This is a genomic window from Streptantibioticus ferralitis, assembly GCF_029223525.1.
Taxonomy (GTDB): Bacteria; Actinomycetota; Actinomycetes; order Streptomycetales; family Streptomycetaceae; genus Streptantibioticus_A; species Streptantibioticus_A ferralitis.
Map to the genome: position 1 here is coordinate 215,821 of NZ_JARHTQ010000002.1, position 17,027 is coordinate 232,847.

General features: G+C 70.8%; 10 protein-coding genes. 6 read left to right on the forward strand and 4 right to left on the reverse strand.

The features are described 5' to 3' along the window. Positions 1–15: 15 nt before the first annotated feature. The gene (locus P2L57_RS03845) at positions 16–777 is read right to left on the reverse strand and encodes a DeoR/GlpR family DNA-binding transcription regulator (protein ID WP_275808166.1); all 762 of its coding nucleotides are present in this window, start codon (positions 775–777) and stop codon (positions 16–18) included. 637 nt (positions 778–1,414) lie between these two features. Here P2L57_RS03845 and P2L57_RS03850 point away from each other — a divergent pair. Both P2L57_RS03850 and P2L57_RS03855 read left to right on the forward strand, forming a co-directional pair. Then, complete coding sequence (locus P2L57_RS03850) at positions 1,415–4,333, forward strand: non-ribosomal peptide synthetase (protein ID WP_275808169.1); 2,919 nt, start codon at positions 1,415–1,417, stop codon at positions 4,331–4,333. Positions 4,334–4,518: 185 nt separating this feature from the next. Next, entirely contained in the window at positions 4,519–5,856 is a 1,338-nt protein-coding gene (locus P2L57_RS03855) for a phosphoribosyltransferase family protein (protein ID WP_275808172.1), read from the forward strand. 12 nt (positions 5,857–5,868) lie between these two features. Here the strand turns inward: P2L57_RS03855 and P2L57_RS03860 are convergent, their stop codons facing one another. Continuing rightward, positions 5,869–6,204 (reverse strand): YnfA family protein, encoded by a 336-nt coding sequence (locus P2L57_RS03860; protein ID WP_275809170.1) that lies wholly within the window; start codon positions 6,202–6,204, stop codon positions 5,869–5,871. Positions 6,205–6,344: 140 nt separating this feature from the next. Between P2L57_RS03860 and P2L57_RS03865 the strand changes: the two genes are divergently transcribed. The 4 genes from P2L57_RS03865 (at position 6,345) to P2L57_RS03880 (ending at position 10,752) form a co-directional block, all read left to right on the forward strand. Then, positions 6,345–7,646: an RNA polymerase sigma factor gene (locus tag P2L57_RS03865; protein WP_275808175.1), complete on the forward strand. Its 1,302-nt coding sequence runs from the start codon at positions 6,345–6,347 to the stop codon at positions 7,644–7,646. A gap of 94 nt (positions 7,647–7,740) precedes the next feature. Next, positions 7,741–9,153 carry a glutamate decarboxylase gene (gad, locus tag P2L57_RS03870; RefSeq protein ID WP_275809173.1) on the forward strand — a complete coding sequence of 471 codons (1,413 nt, stop codon included), beginning with the start codon at positions 7,741–7,743 and terminating at the stop codon, positions 9,151–9,153. Positions 9,154–9,458: 305 nt separating this feature from the next. Beyond that, entirely contained in the window at positions 9,459–10,481 is a 1,023-nt protein-coding gene (locus P2L57_RS03875) for a tetratricopeptide repeat protein (RefSeq protein ID WP_275808178.1), read from the forward strand. A gap of 40 nt (positions 10,482–10,521) precedes the next feature. Further along, positions 10,522–10,752, forward strand: coding sequence for a DUF2277 domain-containing protein (locus tag P2L57_RS03880; RefSeq protein WP_275808181.1), 231 nt, complete (start codon positions 10,522–10,524; stop codon positions 10,750–10,752). A gap of 58 nt (positions 10,753–10,810) precedes the next feature. On the opposite strand, the gene P2L57_RS03885 is transcribed toward P2L57_RS03880, so the two are convergent. Next, a complete protein-coding gene (locus P2L57_RS03885) occupies positions 10,811–11,593 on the reverse strand; it encodes a peptidylprolyl isomerase (RefSeq protein WP_275808183.1) in 783 nt (260 codons plus the stop codon). After that, the gene (locus P2L57_RS03890; protein WP_275808186.1) at positions 11,590–16,806 is read right to left on the reverse strand and encodes a glycoside hydrolase family 38 N-terminal domain-containing protein; all 5,217 of its coding nucleotides are present in this window, start codon (positions 16,804–16,806) and stop codon (positions 11,590–11,592) included. Before P2L57_RS03890 ends, P2L57_RS03885 begins: the two co-directional genes overlap by 4 nt. Positions 16,807–17,027 lie beyond the last annotated feature (221 nt).

Genomic DNA, 17,027 nt, shown 5'->3' on the forward strand with positions numbered 1-17,027 from the left:
GGAGGGGGAAGGGGGTCAGACCCTTAGCACCTGGGGTCCGAGCAGCGAATAACGGTGGGCTTCGGCGGCGGACAGCCCGGTGTCCGTGACGATGGTCTCGAAGTCCGCGATGCCCGCGAACCGGCAGAAGCTGTTGGCCCCGAACTTGCTGTGGAAGCCGAGGAACACCCGCCTGCGCGAGGACCGGATCGCCTGGGACTTGACCGCCGCCACCGCCGGATCGGGGGTGGTCAGGCCGAACTCGCGGGAGATGCCGTTGGCGCCGAGGAACGCCAGATCGATCACGAAGGTGGAGAGCATCTCGGTGGCCCAGGAGCCGACCGACGCCAGTGTTCTGCCGCGGACCCGGCCGCCGAGGAGCAGGACGGTGATGTCGTCCGATTCCGCCACGGCGGCCGCCGTCGCCAGGGAAGCGGTCACGATGGTGAGCTTCCGGTCGGATGGCAGCATGGAGGTGAGGAGTTGGGGGGTGTACCCCTCGTCCACGAAGACCGTCTCCGCGTCACCGAGCAACCGCACCGCGGCTGCCGCGATACGGCGTTTGTCCGCCACGTTCTGGCTCTCGCGGCGCGCCAGGCTCGTTTCGAAGCCCGCGCTTTCCACCGGGTAGGCGCCGCCGTGGGTGCGGCGGACCAGGCCCCTGTGCTCCATTTCGCGCAGATCGCGGCGGATGGTCTCCGGCGCCACGCCGAAATCGGTGGCAGCGGCCGACACCTCGACCCGGCCCTCGTGCCGTGCGAGGGCGAGGATCCGATGTTGCCGTTCCTCAGCCGTCATGACGGTGCTTGCCTCCTTTCCCGCGCGGTGGTGGCGGCTTTGCCTGATCGGGCATGTGCGGCCCGTTTATGCCCGCCCGAGAGTTATACCAACGGGGTGCTTCGGCGGGTTGGCCCGGAACTGGGAAAGTTATGCCCGGTTTTCTCTGTGGGCGATATCGAGTTTACGCAGGTAGCGGCGGCAAACGGTTGCGAAGCGGGTGGTTTTGCGCCGCCAGCGGTGTCTGTTTGGTGCCCGGGTCCGTTCGGTCATGGTTTTCGGCGGCGATGGGCCGCGGTGGGTTTTACCGGGGCGTGGGTTTGACGCCAGGTGCTGACCGGTGGCAGGGCCGCCGAGGCGGCGACCCGAGTGCGACCCGTTCGAAGTCATCTGCCGTACATCGGGAATACATGCGTCCGCCGCTCAATGCCCCGCAAAGCGGTCGGAATTGACCGAGGGAGACCGAGCGTGGTGGCCAACTACACTGTTTGCCGGTGTTTTTAGGCCAGATCAGCAGAGAACGGGGAATTTACTGTTGAGTACGCCAACCAACAGGGATCGATCGTTCAGCGGACCGACCGCCGCTGGAAATCGCCCCTACAGCAGGGCCGTCTCACCCCTTGAGTGGACCTTCTTGGGTGTCGAGCCGGAGCACAGTGTGATCCACCATCTCGTCGAAGGGGAGGGCAGACTCCGGGCCGAAGAACTCGCCCGCGCCGTGGCCGTTGCCTCGCGGGCCAATCCAGGGGCTCGAGTGGTGCGCCAGGACAAGCGCTGGGTGGACAGCGGGAAGGCGCCCGAAGTGCGTCTACTCGCAGGAGAATCGTTCAATCGGGCGCGTCTCGACGCGCCCGCGCTGCGCGCCGCGCTGACCGATGCGGGACCGACCTGCGAAGTGCTGCTGGTTCCCGGGGACCCGGCAACCGTGGTGTTCCGCGCTGCGCACGCGGTGATGGACGGGCGCGGTCTGCTCATGTGGGCTGCCGATGTGTTCCGCGTGCTGCGCGGCGAGGAGCCGCGGGGCGCGACCGCACCGGTCAACAACGACGATCTGCTGCGGCAGATCTGCGCACCGGATGATCCACCGCCGCCGGCCGACGCGGCGGCCATGGAGTTCCCCTCACCGCTCGGACCGCGCCCGGCTGGTTCAAGCAGTCTGCTGTGGCGGCGCCGGACGGTCGACGGGACCCATCTCGGTGCCACCGCCAAGGCGACCGCCGCGCTCGCCGCGGCATACGGCCCCGGGCGGTACTTCGTACCGGTCGATCTGCGCCGTCACGCCCCCGGAGTCCGGTCGACAGCGACGTTGTCACACCCGCTCCGCCTGGAGACAGCCGCCGACGACGGCTGGGAGGAGGTACAGCGCAAGATGCTCACCGCCATGGCCCAACGGCAGGAGCTGGCCACCGGCGCGGACCCGGCCATCATGGAACTGCCGTTGCCCCTACTGCGCACCGGCATCGCGGAGTTGGACCAGAACGCGGCCCGTGCCGATACCTACACCGGGCGGGCCTTCGTCTCACACCTCGGTTCCGTCGACCTCGACGAGTTCTCCACCGACCACTTCCACGCCACGTCCCTGTACACGCTGGGCGGTGCGAACCCCGGCAGCCCGCCGGAGATCAACCTGGTGGAGACGGCGGGACGCACCGAGATCACGGTGGCCTGGTACGACGGCCCGGACACCCCCGCTCGCGCCGAGGCGCTGCTGGACGTCGTCGAGGAGGCGCTCTCCCCCCGGGAGCACCGCCAGTGGGCCGGAAACCGTACCGAGCGTGCGCTGCCCAACGAGCAGTCGGTGGTCCGGCTCTTCCGCGAGCAGGTCGAACGCACTCCGCACCGGATCGCGCTCAGCGGACCGGAAGGCGAGATCAGCTATGCGGAGCTGAGCCGCCGCGCCGACGCGGTGGCGGCCGAGCTGCGCCGCCGCGGGGTGGGCCCCGGCACGGTCGTCGGACTGCTCGCGGGTCGCTCGGTGGCGGCCGTCGCCGGGCTGTGGGGCGTGCTGCGGGCAGGCGCCTGCTACCTCCCGCTGGACGTACGCCATCCCGATCTGCGCCTCGCCGAGCTGCTCGCCGACGCCGGGAGCACGTACTGCCTGGTGGAGTGGCACTACCGGGAGCGTGACTGTGTCCCCGAAGGCTGCCATGTGCTGCCGCTGGACGACCTGGTGCGTGCGGAGGGCGCACACAGCGCCGATGTTGAGATCAGCCCCTCCGATCTCGCCTACATCATCTACACCTCCGGGTCCACCGGTCGGCCGAAGGGCGTGCAGATCGAGCATCGCAACCTGGTCAACTACGTCCACTGGGCGACCCGCGAGTTCGATGTGGACGAGGGGACCCGGCTGCCACTGCTGACCTCGCCGTCCTTCGACGTCTCGGGCACCTCGGTCTTCCTGCCGCTGCTGGTCGGCGGCCAGGTCGTGCTGATGTCGGACGACCCCAACCACCTCTCGCTGCGCCGCCTGTTGGAGGACTCCGGGGCCAACGCGCTGAACCTGACGCCGTCTCACCTCGATCTGATCGGCAGGCTTGACCTCGCGCCGACCGGCTACCGCAGTGTGGTGGTGGTGGGCGAGCAGCTGCGGGTCGAAGTCGCCGCTCGTGCTCAGGAGATGTTCGGGCCGAAGTGCCGGATCATCAACGAGTACGGACCGACCGAGGCGACCATCGGCTGCACCGCGCACACCTACGATCTGGCGACGGACGGGGACGGGCCGGTGGTGCCCATCGGCATCCCCGCGGACAACACCACGGTGTTCCTGCTCGACGCCGAACGCCGGTTCGTCGCACCCGGCGAGGTGGGCGAGATGTATCTCGGCGGTGCCCAACTCGCCCGCGGCTACCTCGGCCGACCGGACCTCAACCGTGAGCGTTTCCCGACCCTGGCGGACGGCACGCGGGTCTACCGCACCGGTGACCTGGCCCGGGTACTGCCGTCCGGGGAACTGGAGTTCATCGGGCGGATCGACGACCAGGTCAAGGTCCGCGGCCACCGGGTGGAACCCGCGGAGGTGGCACAGGTCCTGGAGGACCATCCGGCCGTGGATCGCGCCGTCGTGGTGGCCAGGAGCAGAGCAGGCCAGTCGGGCAAGGCGCTGTACGGGTACGTGCTGGCCAACTCGGCCGTCACACCGGAGGAGTTGGAAGAGCACCTGGCGGTCCGGCTGCCCGGCTACATGGTGCCCGCCGCGACCCTGGTGGTGCCGGAGCTGCCGTACACGGTCAGCGGGAAGGTGGACGTACGGGCCCTGCCGGACCCGTTCGGCGACCAGCCCGGTGCCGCGTCCGACCCGGCGGACACCGTCGTGGACCCGGTGCAGCAGGCGGTGGCCCAGGTCTGGGCGCGGACCCTCGGGGTGCCGCACGTCCGGCTGGACGGCCAGGCCGACTTCCACCGGCTGGGCGGCGACTCCGTCTCCTTGCTGGCGATGCTCGCCGGAGTCAGCCGGGAGGTGCTGACCGCCGACGGCGAGGCCGCCTTCATGGCCTCGCTGCCGGAGATCCTCCGTGAGCCGACCCTGGAGCGGGTGACCGCGCTGGCCCGCCAGGCGGGTACCAAGACGACCGCCTGACGACCGCCCCGACCTGCGACTTTCCGGTCGTCGTCGGAAGCCCTGCCGGGAGCGCCGGGCGAGGACGACACTGGTAGGGAGCAGGTCGGGGCAGACACGCAGGTCGCTCACCGGAGTCGTCGCCCGCGCGCGGTGTCCGCCTTGGTCCGAAGGGGCCGGAATCCGGCGTGCGAGGAGGTGCGATCGTGTACTTCTACGATCGGCTGGACGCGGGACGGCGCCTCGCCGAGCGCCTGGTACATCTGCGCGGAACGGATGTGGTCGTACTCGGCCTGCCACGGGGGGGTGTCCCGGTCGCCGCCCACGTCGCGGAGGCGCTCAACGCACCCCTGGACGTCTGCGTGGTGCGCAAGCTCGGCGCACCGTTCCAGCCGGAGCTGGCCATGGGGGCGATCGGCGAGGGCGGGGTGCGGGTCATCAATGACGAGGTGGTGGGCTTGGAGCGGGTCTCCGACGAGGAACTCGCCGAGGTGGAGGAACGGGAGCGGGCCGAACTCGCCCGGCGCGCCAGCCAGTACCGTGGCGATCGGCCCCGCCTGGACATCGGAGGGCGCACGGTGATCGTGATCGACGACGGCATCGCCACCGGCGCGACCGCCCGGGCGGCCTGCCGGATCGCTCGCGCACAGGGCGCGGCCAGGGTGATACTCGCCGTGCCCGTCGCGCCGCCCGACCGGATCGTGCCGATGCGACAGGACGCCGATGAACTGGTGTGCCTGGAGACGCCCCATGACTTCTTCGGCGTGGGCCAGTTCTACGCGGACTTCTCGCAGACCACCGACGAGGAGGTCATGGACTGCCTCGCGCGGGCCGCGGAGCGCGGCGGCGCGCTCGGGGCCGCCTCGTCACCGTCCCACGACCACGAGCCGTACGACGGCGAGGTCGAGATACGCGCCGGATCCGCGCAGCTCGCCGGGCGGCTCACCGTACCCGCCGGGGCGACGGGCATGGTCGTCTTCGCGCACGGCAGCGGCAGCAGCAGGCACAGCCCGCGCAACCGCCTGGTCGCGAGCGTGCTCAACCAGGCCGGACTGGCGACACTGCTGTTCGACCTGCTGACCCGGGACGAGGAAGTGGACCGGGCCAATGTCTTCGACACCGTCCTGCTCGCCCGGCGGCTGACCGACACCACGAAGTGGCTGCGGGAGCGGCCCGAGGTGCGCGGCCTGCCGTTGGGGTACTTCGGTGCCAGCACCGGCGCGGCGGCCGCGCTGTGGGCGGCGGCGGAACCCGATGCACAGATCTACGCGGTGGTGTCCCGCGGCGGTCGCCCGGACCTGGCCGGGCCCCGGCTGTCCGCGGTGACCTCGCCCACGCTGCTGATCGTCGGCGGTCAGGACCACGAGGTGCTCGCGCTCAACCGGCAGGCCCAGGCGCGGATGCGCTGTGAGAGCCGACTCGCGGTGGTACCCGGCGCCACCCACCTCTTCGATGAGGCGGGCACGCTGGAGCAGGCGGCGGAGCTGGCGAAGGACTGGTTCCTGGGACACCTCGCCGCCGCACCGGGCGCCGCCGCCGGATGAGCCGCGCCGCGGTCAGTGACCGCGTGGCGCGTACATGATCACCGCCACACCGAGCAGACACACGCACGCTCCGACGATGTCTGCCCAGTCCGGCCGGTAGCCGTCGACGACCACGCCCCAGGCCAGCGACCCCCCGACGAACACACCGCCGTACGCCGCCAGGATCCGCCCGAACGCCGCATCGGGCTGCAACGTCGCGGCGAAGCCGTAGATCCCCAGCGCCAGCACACCGGCCCCCACCCAGGCCCAGCCGCGGTGTTCCCGCACCCCCTGCCACACCAGCCAGGCGCCGCCGATTTCGAAGAGGGCGGCGACGACGAACAACACGACGGAGCGAAGGACGAGCACCGGAGCGACTTCCGTGACGGGGACGGGGGCAGGCGACATGATCGCCTCGCAGAGCGTAGCCCGCTACCTCCGGCGGAAGCCGTCCGGTGGGGCGCGTCGGCCTTGCGGTGGCAGGGATACCACTGCTCTGATGGGGCGGCGTGACAGCTTCCGACACCCATCGCGCGATCGACGCGGTCTGGCGGATCGAGTCGGCGAGGGTGATCGCCGGTCTCACCCGGATCGTCCGCGACGTCGGCATCGCCGAGGAACTGGCTCAGGACGCACTGGTCGCCGCGCTGGAGCAGTGGCCGGAATCCGGCATCCCGCGCAACCCGGGAGCATGGCTCATGGCCACCGCCAAGCATCGTGCGATCGATCTGCTGCGGCGGCAGGAGCGACTCGACGTGAAGGTCCAGGAGCTCGGCCGTGAACTGGAGACCGAACAGCGCGGTGCCGCACCGGACTTCGACACCGCCCTCGACGAGGACTTCGGTGACGACCTGCTCCGGCTGATGTTCATCTCCTGCCACCCGGTGCTGTCCACCGAGGCCCGGGTGGCCCTGACGCTTCGGCTGCTGGGCGGGTTGACCACCGGGGAGATCGCACGTGCCTTCCTGGTGTCGGAGCCGACCGTGGCGCAGCGGATCGTGCGGGCGAAACGGACCCTCGCCAAGGAGAACGTGCCCTTCGAGGTCCCACAGGGACCCGAACTCGCCGACCGGCTGTCCTCCGTGCTGGAGGTCGTCTACCTGGTGTTCAACGAGGGATATGCGGCGACCGCCGGTGACGACTGGATGCGCCCGGCGCTGTGCGAGGAGGCGCTGCGACTGGGCCGCGTCCTGGCCGAGCTCGTGCCGGACGAACCGGAAGCACACGGCCTGGTGGCGCTGATGGAGATCCAGGCGTCGCGGTCGGCCGCGCGTACCGGCCCCTCCGGCGAGCCCGTTCTGCTGCTGGACCAGGACCGCTCCCGATGGGACCAACTGCTGATCCACCGAGGGCTCGCCGCCCTGGAGCGTGCCGAGAAGCTCGGCGGCGCGCGGGGCCCGTATGCCCTGCAGGCCGCGATCGCCGCCTGCCACGCCCGGGCCCGTACCGCGCCGGAGACCGACTGGGTGCGGATCGCCGCGCTGTACCAGGCGCTCGCGCACCGCGCGCGGTCTCCCGTCGTCGAGTTGAACCGAGCGGTCGCGCTGGGCATGGCCTACGGTCCGGCCACCGGACTGGAACTCGTCGACGAACTGGCCTCGGAACCCTCGTTGAAGAACTACCACCTGCTGCCGAGCGTGCGCGGCGACCTGCTGGCCAAGCTCGGTCGTCTGGACGAGGCGCGCGGGGAGTTCGAGCGCGCGGCGGCGCTCACCGGAAACGAACGCGAGCGCACTCTGCTCTTGGCACGCGCCGCCGCGTGCGGCCGTACTGGAGAGGGCGGCCCCGGGCCGCTCAGCAACGGGCACTAGCCTGTCCGCCGCGCGTGACCGGCCCGGCCGGGCCGGCCGACGCCGCATGAATCGGTACGTACGGAACGACGTCGGCGAAAAGGACATGCTCACCATGCCGCTCAAGCGCCCGCACCAGCACCGCGAAGCCAGCAGCCACCTGACGGTGAACCCGGTCTTCACCCGGGAACCCGTTTGCGTCCCCCGGTTCGAGTTGCCCGAGGGGGGGATCGACCCGGACACCGCGTACCAGATCGTGCACGACGAGTTGATGCTCGACGGGAACGCCCGGCTGAACCTGGCCACCTTCGTCAGCACCTGGGCCGAGCCGCAGGCCCAGCGGTTGATGGCCGAGTGCGCCGAGAAGAACATGATCGACAAGGATGAGTACCCGCAGACCGCGGAGGTGGAGGCCCGCTGCGTACACATGCTCGCCGATCTGTGGAACGCCCCCGACTCCCATGCGGCCGTGGGCTGTTCGACGACCGGCTCCAGTGAGGCCGCGATGCTGGCCGGTCTCGCCTTCAAGCGGCGCTGGCAGCACCGCCGCCGCGCCGAGGGCAAGCCGGCGGACCGGCCGAACATGGTCATGGGCATCAACGTGCAGGTGTGCTGGGAGAAGTTCGCCGACTACTTCGAGGTCGAACCCCGTTACGTACCCATGGAGGGCAACCGCTTCACCCTGTCCGCGGACGCCGCCGCCGAGCTGTGCGACGAGAACACCATCGGCGTCGTGGCCGTGCTGGGCTCGACCTTCGACGGTGCGTACGAGCCGGTCGCCGAGATATGCGCCGCCCTCGACGCGTTCCAGGAGCGCACCGGTATCGACGTTCCGGTGCATGTGGACGGCGCGTCGGGTGCGATGATCGCCCCGTTCCTCGACCCCGACCTGCCGTGGGACTTCCGGCTGCCGCGGGTCGCCTCCATCAACACCTCGGGGCACAAGTACGGCCTGGTGATGCCGGGTGTCGGCTGGGCACTGTGGCGGGACGCCGAGGCCCTGCCGAAGGACCTGGTCTTCCACGTCAACTACCTCGGCGGGGACATGCCGACGTTCGCGCTGAACTTCTCCCGGCCCGGCGCCCAGGTGATCGCCCAGTACTACAACTTCCTGCGGCTGGGGTTCGAGGGCTACCGCCGCGTTCAGCAGACCTGCCGGGACGTCGCGACCCGGCTCGCCAGCGAGATAGCCAAGCTGGGGCCGTTCAGCCTCATCACCGACGGCAGTGAACTTCCGGTCTTCGCCTTCCGGGTGAGCGACGAGATCACCAACTTCACGGTGTTCGACGTGTCCGCCGCCCTGCGCGAACGCGGCTGGCTGGTGCCCGCATACACCTTCCCGGCCAACCGCACCGACCTGGCGGCGCTGCGCGTCGTCATCCGCAACGGCTTCGGACACGACCTCGCCGACCTCTTCCTGGAGGACCTGCGCCGGGTACTGCCGCGCCTGCGGGCACAGGCCCAGCCGCATCGCGACGCGGAGAACGCCGGCGCCTTCGCACACGGCGCCGAGACGAAGTCCCGCTGAACCTGGATCGCGTGCCCCGGGGGCAGGCCTCCAACACCCGTTGAGGGTTGGGGGCTTGCCCCCTACACGGCTGCCGAGGCGCGGACCGGCGGTGCCAGGCAATCGGGCCCACCGCCGGGCGGGCGATGTCCTGCGCGGACTCGGTCCGCACCGGGCGTCCCGTACGACTCAATGATGACAGCCACCTTTCGGTGGTACCGGAGTTTGATGCCACAACCCGCGTACAGGTTGATCCGGCGAACTGCCCTGCGCCCATAGGTTCTTGATCGAAGACCGGTGACCGGCGATCAGGAAGACAGACACACATGTACAGCAAGGCGTTCGCTCCCGAGTACCAAGGCGTTCTGGGATCCGCTCTGTCGGTGAACTCCTCGTACGAGGAGGTGCTGGCCAAGGCGACCGAGGAACAGCGCGAGTCAGTGCTGGGGTACGCGCGGGCCGGGCTCGCCGTCGCCGAGGCGAACCGGCGCCTGGGGCGGGTGGCCGACGCGGAGCGGGCCTGGCGGGACAGCTATCGCGCCGCCCGGCGGGCCGGTGACAGTGCGGCGATGGCCTGGGCGCTGTGGAGCGGCGGCACCCTGGCCCGGCAGCGCGGCCGGCTCGCGTTGGCCCGGCGCTGGCTGTCGGCCGCCGCCGAGTGCGCGGAGCGCGGCAGTGACCGGATCGCCCGTGGGTACGCACTGGCGGGGCTGGCGGAGACCGGCCGAATCCAGGGCGACTACGCGGCCGTCACCGAACTGCACGAGCAACTCCTCGCCGAGGCCCGCGCGCACGGCGAGGCCCGGCACACGGTGTGGGCGCTGGAGGGCATCGCGCAGATGCACCGCAACACCGGCTCGTACGACACCGCGCTGGCGATGTTCGAGGAGGCCGCCGAGATAGCCCGGCGAGCGGAGGACGCCCGCGGTCACGCCTGGGCGCTGCGCGGCATAGCCGATGTGCTGTCGGTACGCGGCGAGACCGAGCGGGCGCTGGAACTGCTCACCGAGGCGGAAGCCGTTTGCCGGGGGATGCGGCTGGAGAGCGCGCTCGCGTACAACCACAAGATGCGCGGCAACGTGCTGTTCCGGGCAGGACGGTACGAGGAGGCGCGCGAGGTCTACTCCGGTGCGCTGGAGGAGTTCCGCGCCATCGGCGAGCCGCGCGGCGCAGCACTGTCCCGGCTCGGCTTGGTCAAGTCCCGGGCGCGGCTGGGGCGTTCGGACGCCGAGACGGCGGCCGAGCTGGCCGAACTGGACGAGACCCTGCAGCGCATCGGGCTGCGGCACGCCCGCGCGATGCTCCGGGACTTCCGTGCCGAACTCGGTGGTCAGGCGGAGGCCGCCTGACCACCGAGGGGGGTCGTCTACGCCAGTGCACACTGGACGTATGTGCAGAAGCATCAAGACCTTGCGGCCGCCCGTCATGGAGCAGGTCGGCGACGAGGACATCCGGGCCGCGGCGCTGCAGTACGTGCGCAAGGTGTCGGGATTCCGCGCACCGGCCGCGCACAACCGGGTCGCCTTCGACCGAGCGGTGGACGCGGTGGCGTCAGCCACCGCGTCCCTGCTGGCGGATCTGGAGGTCCGCGGCGCCGCGCCACGGGCGGGCCGATCCTGACGGCGGGGTGCGGCGGTCCCGGCCGCACGACGGGGTGTCGTGGGCCGCGGCCGCAGCATCAGTGGCGGTGGACGGGGTCGGGGAGGCTGGGGTCGCCGGGGTGTTCGTAGCCCGGGGACAAGTGGACGAGGGCGGCGCGGCGGCCGGCCAGCCAGTCGTCGAAGGCCAGGCCGCGGGCGGCGGCCAGTAGGTCGGTGTGGATGGTGTCCCGTACCGCCTCGTACGGCAGGGTGCCGGCCCGCTCGATGTGGTCGAGGACGGCGACATGCCAGCCGAACACCGTCCGCACCGGACCGATCCGGTCGCCCGCGGCGGCGGCGAAGAGGGCGTCCTCAAGGGGGCCGCTGAGCTGGCCGCGGGCGAGTGTCTCGGCGGGCGCGAGGTCGTCGGGGCGCAGGGCCGCGGCCTCCTCACGGGTGGCGCGGACCGCCTGGCGCAGGGTGCGCAGCTCGGGGCGGGTCCACAGGTCGGGGTTGGCGTCGTAGTACCGGCGCAGTTCGGCTTCGGTGACCGTGACATCCGCGGTGACCTGGTCGAACAATGCTCGGGCCGCATGGGTGAGCGCCTGCTGGGTGCCTGGATCCGCGCCGCTGTCATGCACCGGATGCGCCATGGGTGCCTGCGGCGGGACGGTGGTGTGGCGTGCCTCATGGAACACCAGCGCCTCGGAGGCGAGCAGTTGGGCGACCCAGCGGCGCAGCCGCACACCCGCGGGAGTGTGGTCCTTCGGCAACCGTGGGCCCAGTGGCCCGCCCCGGATGGCGGCCAGCCGACGTTCCAGCTCGGCCGTGGTGATCACACGGCCGCCCACCTGGGCGACGATTGGCGACTCGGCGGTCACGATGGCCTCCAGGCGGTGTGGCCGTGGGTGGACGAGCGGCCCTTGTCGCCGTCAGCGCTCTGCCGGGGGGCCGGAGTCTGCGTGGAGGAGCTGATGATGATGGACGCCGTCGGGGTGTAGAGCAGTCTGCCGAAGTACATCAGCTTCACCAGCGCCCACCAGTTGCCGGGCCGGGCGCCCGCCGGGGCGTTGATCTCGAAGCTGACCGCGCTGTCGCCGCCCGCCGCGACCGAGAAGGGCTGGCTCCAGGGCCCGCTGATGGGCCAGATCGCGTACGGGGTGATGAGTTGGGCCTCGCCGTGGATCCGCGAGTGCGCGGTGTTGCGCAGTGCCACGGACAGGTGTCCGGTCTGGCCGGGGGACACCACGAGGTCCTGGGCGACCAGAGCCGCTTCGAGCTCCCCGGCCGGGTTCCACTGCTCGGGGTGTTCGGGTACGACCAGACGCGCTTTGCGGGTGATCTTGTCGATGGACAGCGAGAGCGCCCGTTCCGCCGACGAGTCCTGGACCGGCTCGGTCGGGTCGGAACCGGGCAGCACGGTCCGTACCGGGGATGCCGCCGCCCGGGCGGCGGGTACGTGGTCGACGGTCACCACGTCCTCGTGGATCTGACCGCTCCCGTCGGCGGTGCGGACGGCGACGAAGTAGCGCCCGCCGGGCCCGTTCGGCTGGAGGTGGACGGAGTAGCGAAGATGCGCGCCCGGCGCCAGCGCGTACATACGGGTGGGGGGATCGGCCGTCCAACCGTCCGGCACGATGACCTCCACCATCCCGGCGACCTGCTCGACGGTGTGTGAGGAGGCGACGGTGATCGTGATGTCGTACGGTCCGTGGCCGGTGACGGCGGTCGGCTCGGCCTCGATCGAGGTCATGCGGTAACCCATGGACGCGGCACCCTTGTTGTGCCGCCAGTACCGCGCGAAGACCGGCTGGGCGGGCTCCGCGCTCGGCGCGAGTTGCGGCCTGGCCGTACTCGGCGGCATTCCGCGCTGCCCCTCGGCGGGCTTGCGCGGTGTCGCGACCATGGTGCGGACCTCGAAGGCACCGAGTTCGGCGGTGATCCCGTGCTCCGAGCGTGCCATCGGACGGGCGTCCTGCTCAAGGGGGTTGGCCGTGGCCGCCCAGTCGAGCGGGCGGAAGAACCTGAAGCGGGCGGTCGTCGGCCGACCGGTGGACTCGTAGGCCCGCAGCACGATCCCGGCCGCCGGGTCCATGTCGGTACCGGCCATCGACGCCATCGGGTTGCCGTGCGGCTTGAGCGCGGTGATCACCACGCCATCGCCGTCGGCGGACAGGAAGTCCGCGGCAGCGCCCAGTGGTCCGCGGTGCACTGCCTCCTGCCGGGTGGTGAACGGGTTGTTGTACGCGTGGCCGCGCCGGGCCAGACCTGCCCTGCGCCAGTCGCCGCGGTGACCGACCAGCGCGTAGGCGAAGGTGTGGCTCCAGTGGTTGGTCTCGAAGTTCGCGCCGTCCGGCAGGGTCCGCCGTGGCGGGTCGATCCACGTACCGGACGGCCAGCCGGTCGAGGACCGCAGGATGCCCAGGTAGACGTCGCCGGAGTTGTCGATGGTGAAGCCCGGCAGGCCCCGGTTGAGCACGGCGAAGCCGTACGGTTCGACCTGGCCGGTGGTGCCGTCCAGTTCCGCGGGCTGGACGACGTCGATCCGCGGCGCGCGGCGCAGTTCGGCGGCGAGGCGGTGCAGTGCGGTGCGGGTGTCGGCCGGGGTGCGTCCGGCGATCACGAGCACCGGCAGAGCGCGCGGGCCGCGTAGATCGGCACGCGGGATCCATGCCTCGGCCAGCGGCTTGTCGGCCGGTACCCATACGCGTGCGGTGCGGCCGTGGGTCAGCTGACGGTCCAGTTCGGCCTGGTATCCGGGCGGGGCCGCGTCCAGTACCGCGGCGGTGAAGTCGTTCTCGGCGGGGCCGCCGACGCTGATGCGGACATCGGGCAGATTGGAGTCCACGTCGAGGCTGCCGTAGCGGGACCCGTCATGGGTGGAGGTGGTGGCGGTGACGCCGGTGGCCACCAGGGCGGTGACCGCGTCCCGGGCCGGTTCCGCGTAGGCGGTGATACCGGGTACCACGACCTCGGCGACGCTCACCGCCCGTGCGGCGCGCACCGGGTCGCCGCCCGCCGCGTCCACCAGCGCGACCACGAGCGTCGAACCGAGCTCGACCCAGTTGTAGGCGGGGTACTCCAGCGTCCACTTCGCCTCGGCGTAGTCGACGTTGGGGAACCCGAAGCCCCGCCCCACCACGGCGTCGCCCACCTCGGAGACCGGCATACCGCCCTCGACGTCGGGCTGGAACCGTACCCGCATCAGGCGGTTGGTGCCGGTGAAGCCGTCGATACGGGTGGTCAGGTCGACACGGTCGACACCGTCCCACAGCATGATCTCCTGGGTGTATCGACACAGTGCGAAGTCGGCGGACACCGTGACGCGCTGTCCGATGGGGCAGCGTTCGACACTGACCGTCGCCGGGTAGTTCGAACTCCTCGCGACCGGGCCGCCTTTGGGCACGGTCACCCAGGGGCCGCCGGAGGGAGCGCCGGGGCCGTCCTCGTACTCGTCGTAGGCCAGCAGCTCGTTGGCGAAGCCGCCGGAGCGGAGCATCCGCTTGTCCGCCTTCTTGTCGTACAACGAGCTGATGGCGCCGCCGCGTTCGGGATCCACGGCGAGGTGGTAGTACTCGTTCTCGATCGCCAGCCCGTCGGAGCTGTTCCAGGAGGGTCCGTCCAGCGGGGTGTTGGAGGGGATGACGCGGTAGGTGGCGTAGCCGGTGGCCGGAACGTCATGGGCGACGAACGCCAGCGCGGCGGAGGCGAGTGTGCCGTCGGGGTGGCGGGTCAGGTGCTCGATATGGACGGGCACGCTCCGGCCGGTGGAGTCGAGCAGCGAGATGCCCACCGGGCCGGGCGCCGGGAAGTCCACCGTGGCCCGGGCGGCGTCGGTGCGCGGCCAGGCCATGGCGTTGAACACCAGCACCGGGGTACCGGGCCCGGAGGTGTCCGCGTGTGCCGCGATCAGCGCCTGCGAGCTGTCCAGTGCGGTCCGCCCCAGTTCCAGCGCCTCGCGCCAGCCGCCGAGCAGATCCAGATAGACCTGGTCGCACTCGGAGCCGGTGATCGCGTCGTGGTGGGCGCCGAAGCAGAGCTGGCGCCAGGCCTTGTCCATCGCCTCGACGGGGTAGCGGGCGCCCAGCAGCGCGGCGATGGTGGCGAACCGTTCCGCCGAGAGCAGGGTGTTCTCCGCCTGCCGCTGCGCCTGCTTGGTGTCGATGAACGAGATGTCCTTGCCGGTGAAGATCGGGTTCATGTCCCGGGTCTGCGGAGAGAGCGCCACCCGGTCCCGGGCCAGGTCCCGGCGTACCGCGTCGAAGAACTCGCTGGGCACGGCGGTCACGAACTTCGGCCATACGTACTTCTCGGCCCAGGAGCGGTGGATACGGGTCACCCATCGGTTCGGCGGTGAGTAGTCGGTGCCCACGGGCAGGAGGCAGTTCTTCGTGGCGGCAACCGACTTGAGGTCGCGGAACAGTTCGTAGGTGGCCGCCTCGGCGGTCGGCAGGTCCTTGGCGGTGTCCATCCACCAGCCCGCCGAGTAGTGGTTGGGCATGTAGCTGGTGAGCAGCGACCTCCCGCTGGGCGCGATCCAGTCGAACTCACTGCGGAACTGCATACGCCGGTTGTCGCCGACGCTGCTCTTCGGCCCCCACTCGTGGTGCGGGCCGCGCGCCCATGAACTCGACGTGAGCCCGGCGTCCGCCATGATCCCGGGGAACTGCGGATCGTGCCCGAACACATCCAACTGCCAGGTGCTGCGCGGCGGTCCGCCGAGGACGTCGCGCTGGTATCCCACGCCGTACACGGCGCTGCGGATGGTCAGCTCCATACTGGTGAGATTGGTGTTCGGCTCGTTGTACAGCCCGCCGACGAGCTCCAACCGCCCTTCGCCAAGGAGCTGCCGCACATAGTCGCGCTCCTCCGGGTGGGAGTCCCAGAACGGCTTGAGGTAGTCCAGTTCGGCCAGCACGAACTTGTAGTCCGGATCGCGCCGCGCCATGTCCAGGTGCGCCCGCACCAACGCCAGCCCGGGGCGCTGGAAACCGGAGTTCTCCCATGACTCGGTGTAGGCGCCCTGGGTGTTCCACCAGACCGGGTCGTAGTGGTAGTGCGAGACCATGTACATCGTCCAGCCGGGCTCGGCCGCGGTGATCCGCACCGACTGGGTGTCGCGGACATCACGGGTCCGCGCCTGGACGCGGGCCCGGTGCACCGTGCCTTCGGTCTGCGCCGAGGCGTAGACGACGCCGACCTCGACGGTGTCCTGATGGCCCGGTGGCAGAGCGGTGACGGTGACGGGTTCCGGCAGGCTGATGCCGTCGCCGGTCAGGGTGACGGTCGCCGGAGCGCGGGAAGTCACCGGGCGGTCGCCGATGTTGGCGACGGTGATGTGCACCAGTTGCCTGGGTGCCCGCTCGGAACCGGTGAACAACTCCGTCGAGGCCACCGAGGTGACCTTCACCGCCGATCCGCCGACCGCCGGCTGCGCGCTGACCGCGATCAGCTTCAGCGCCGGGGTGTCCGGCAGCGTCAGGCTCACTGCCTGCCGTGCCGGATCGAAGGGCACCACCTGGAGGAACAGCCGCACCCGCGGGCCCGCGTCGCCCTCGGGCCGGTGCCGGTGGGTGGTCTCGACGGCCACCGCCTCCAGGAACTGCGGCAGATGCGCCCAGTCGGTGAACTGCAGCGGTACCGAGTCGGTGTCGCCGTCGGCGTAACCGACCCGCGCCGTCGCGCTGACCGAACCGCCGGAGGCCGCGCCGATCAGATACAGCAGCGCGTGCCGCCCCTCCGGTACGTCGAGGGTCTGGCCCCGCGCGGCCAGGAAGTTGTTGGCACCCGGCGTGTACGTGGGGAACACGAACGGCACCCCGGCGATCCAGGTGGGCCCGGAGGGCAGTTCCTCGGCCGGAAACGCCCATCCGTGCCCGTCGAAGTCCCCGGCCGAGCGGTCGGAGTCGTACGACGCCCCGTCCAGGTCGTATGGCAGGGGCAGCGGTACCGCCTCGGGCACCGCCACCCCCGCCCGCGCCGCGGCGGTCGTGCCGCCGTCCACACCCACCGCCGCCGCTGACGCCATCGCCAACGACGCCATGAACCTGCGCCGGCTCAGTTTCGCCGCGCGCTCCTCAGGCAGCCCAGACACGGCACCTCTTCTACGGTCGATGTTTGACCACGGCGGTCGGCCCGCCGATCTCCCGCCCAAGATGCCAGGACAAACCCGTACAGATCACTACAAACATGGATTTAGGGATCAACTATGCAAATACGACTAAGCGCTTGCCGTGTCGTCCGGCGATGCGGCGGACGCGCGAGCGGGCCCGTCGTGCGGGTGCTTCCGGGAGCCTGGGGCGCAGATATATAGAA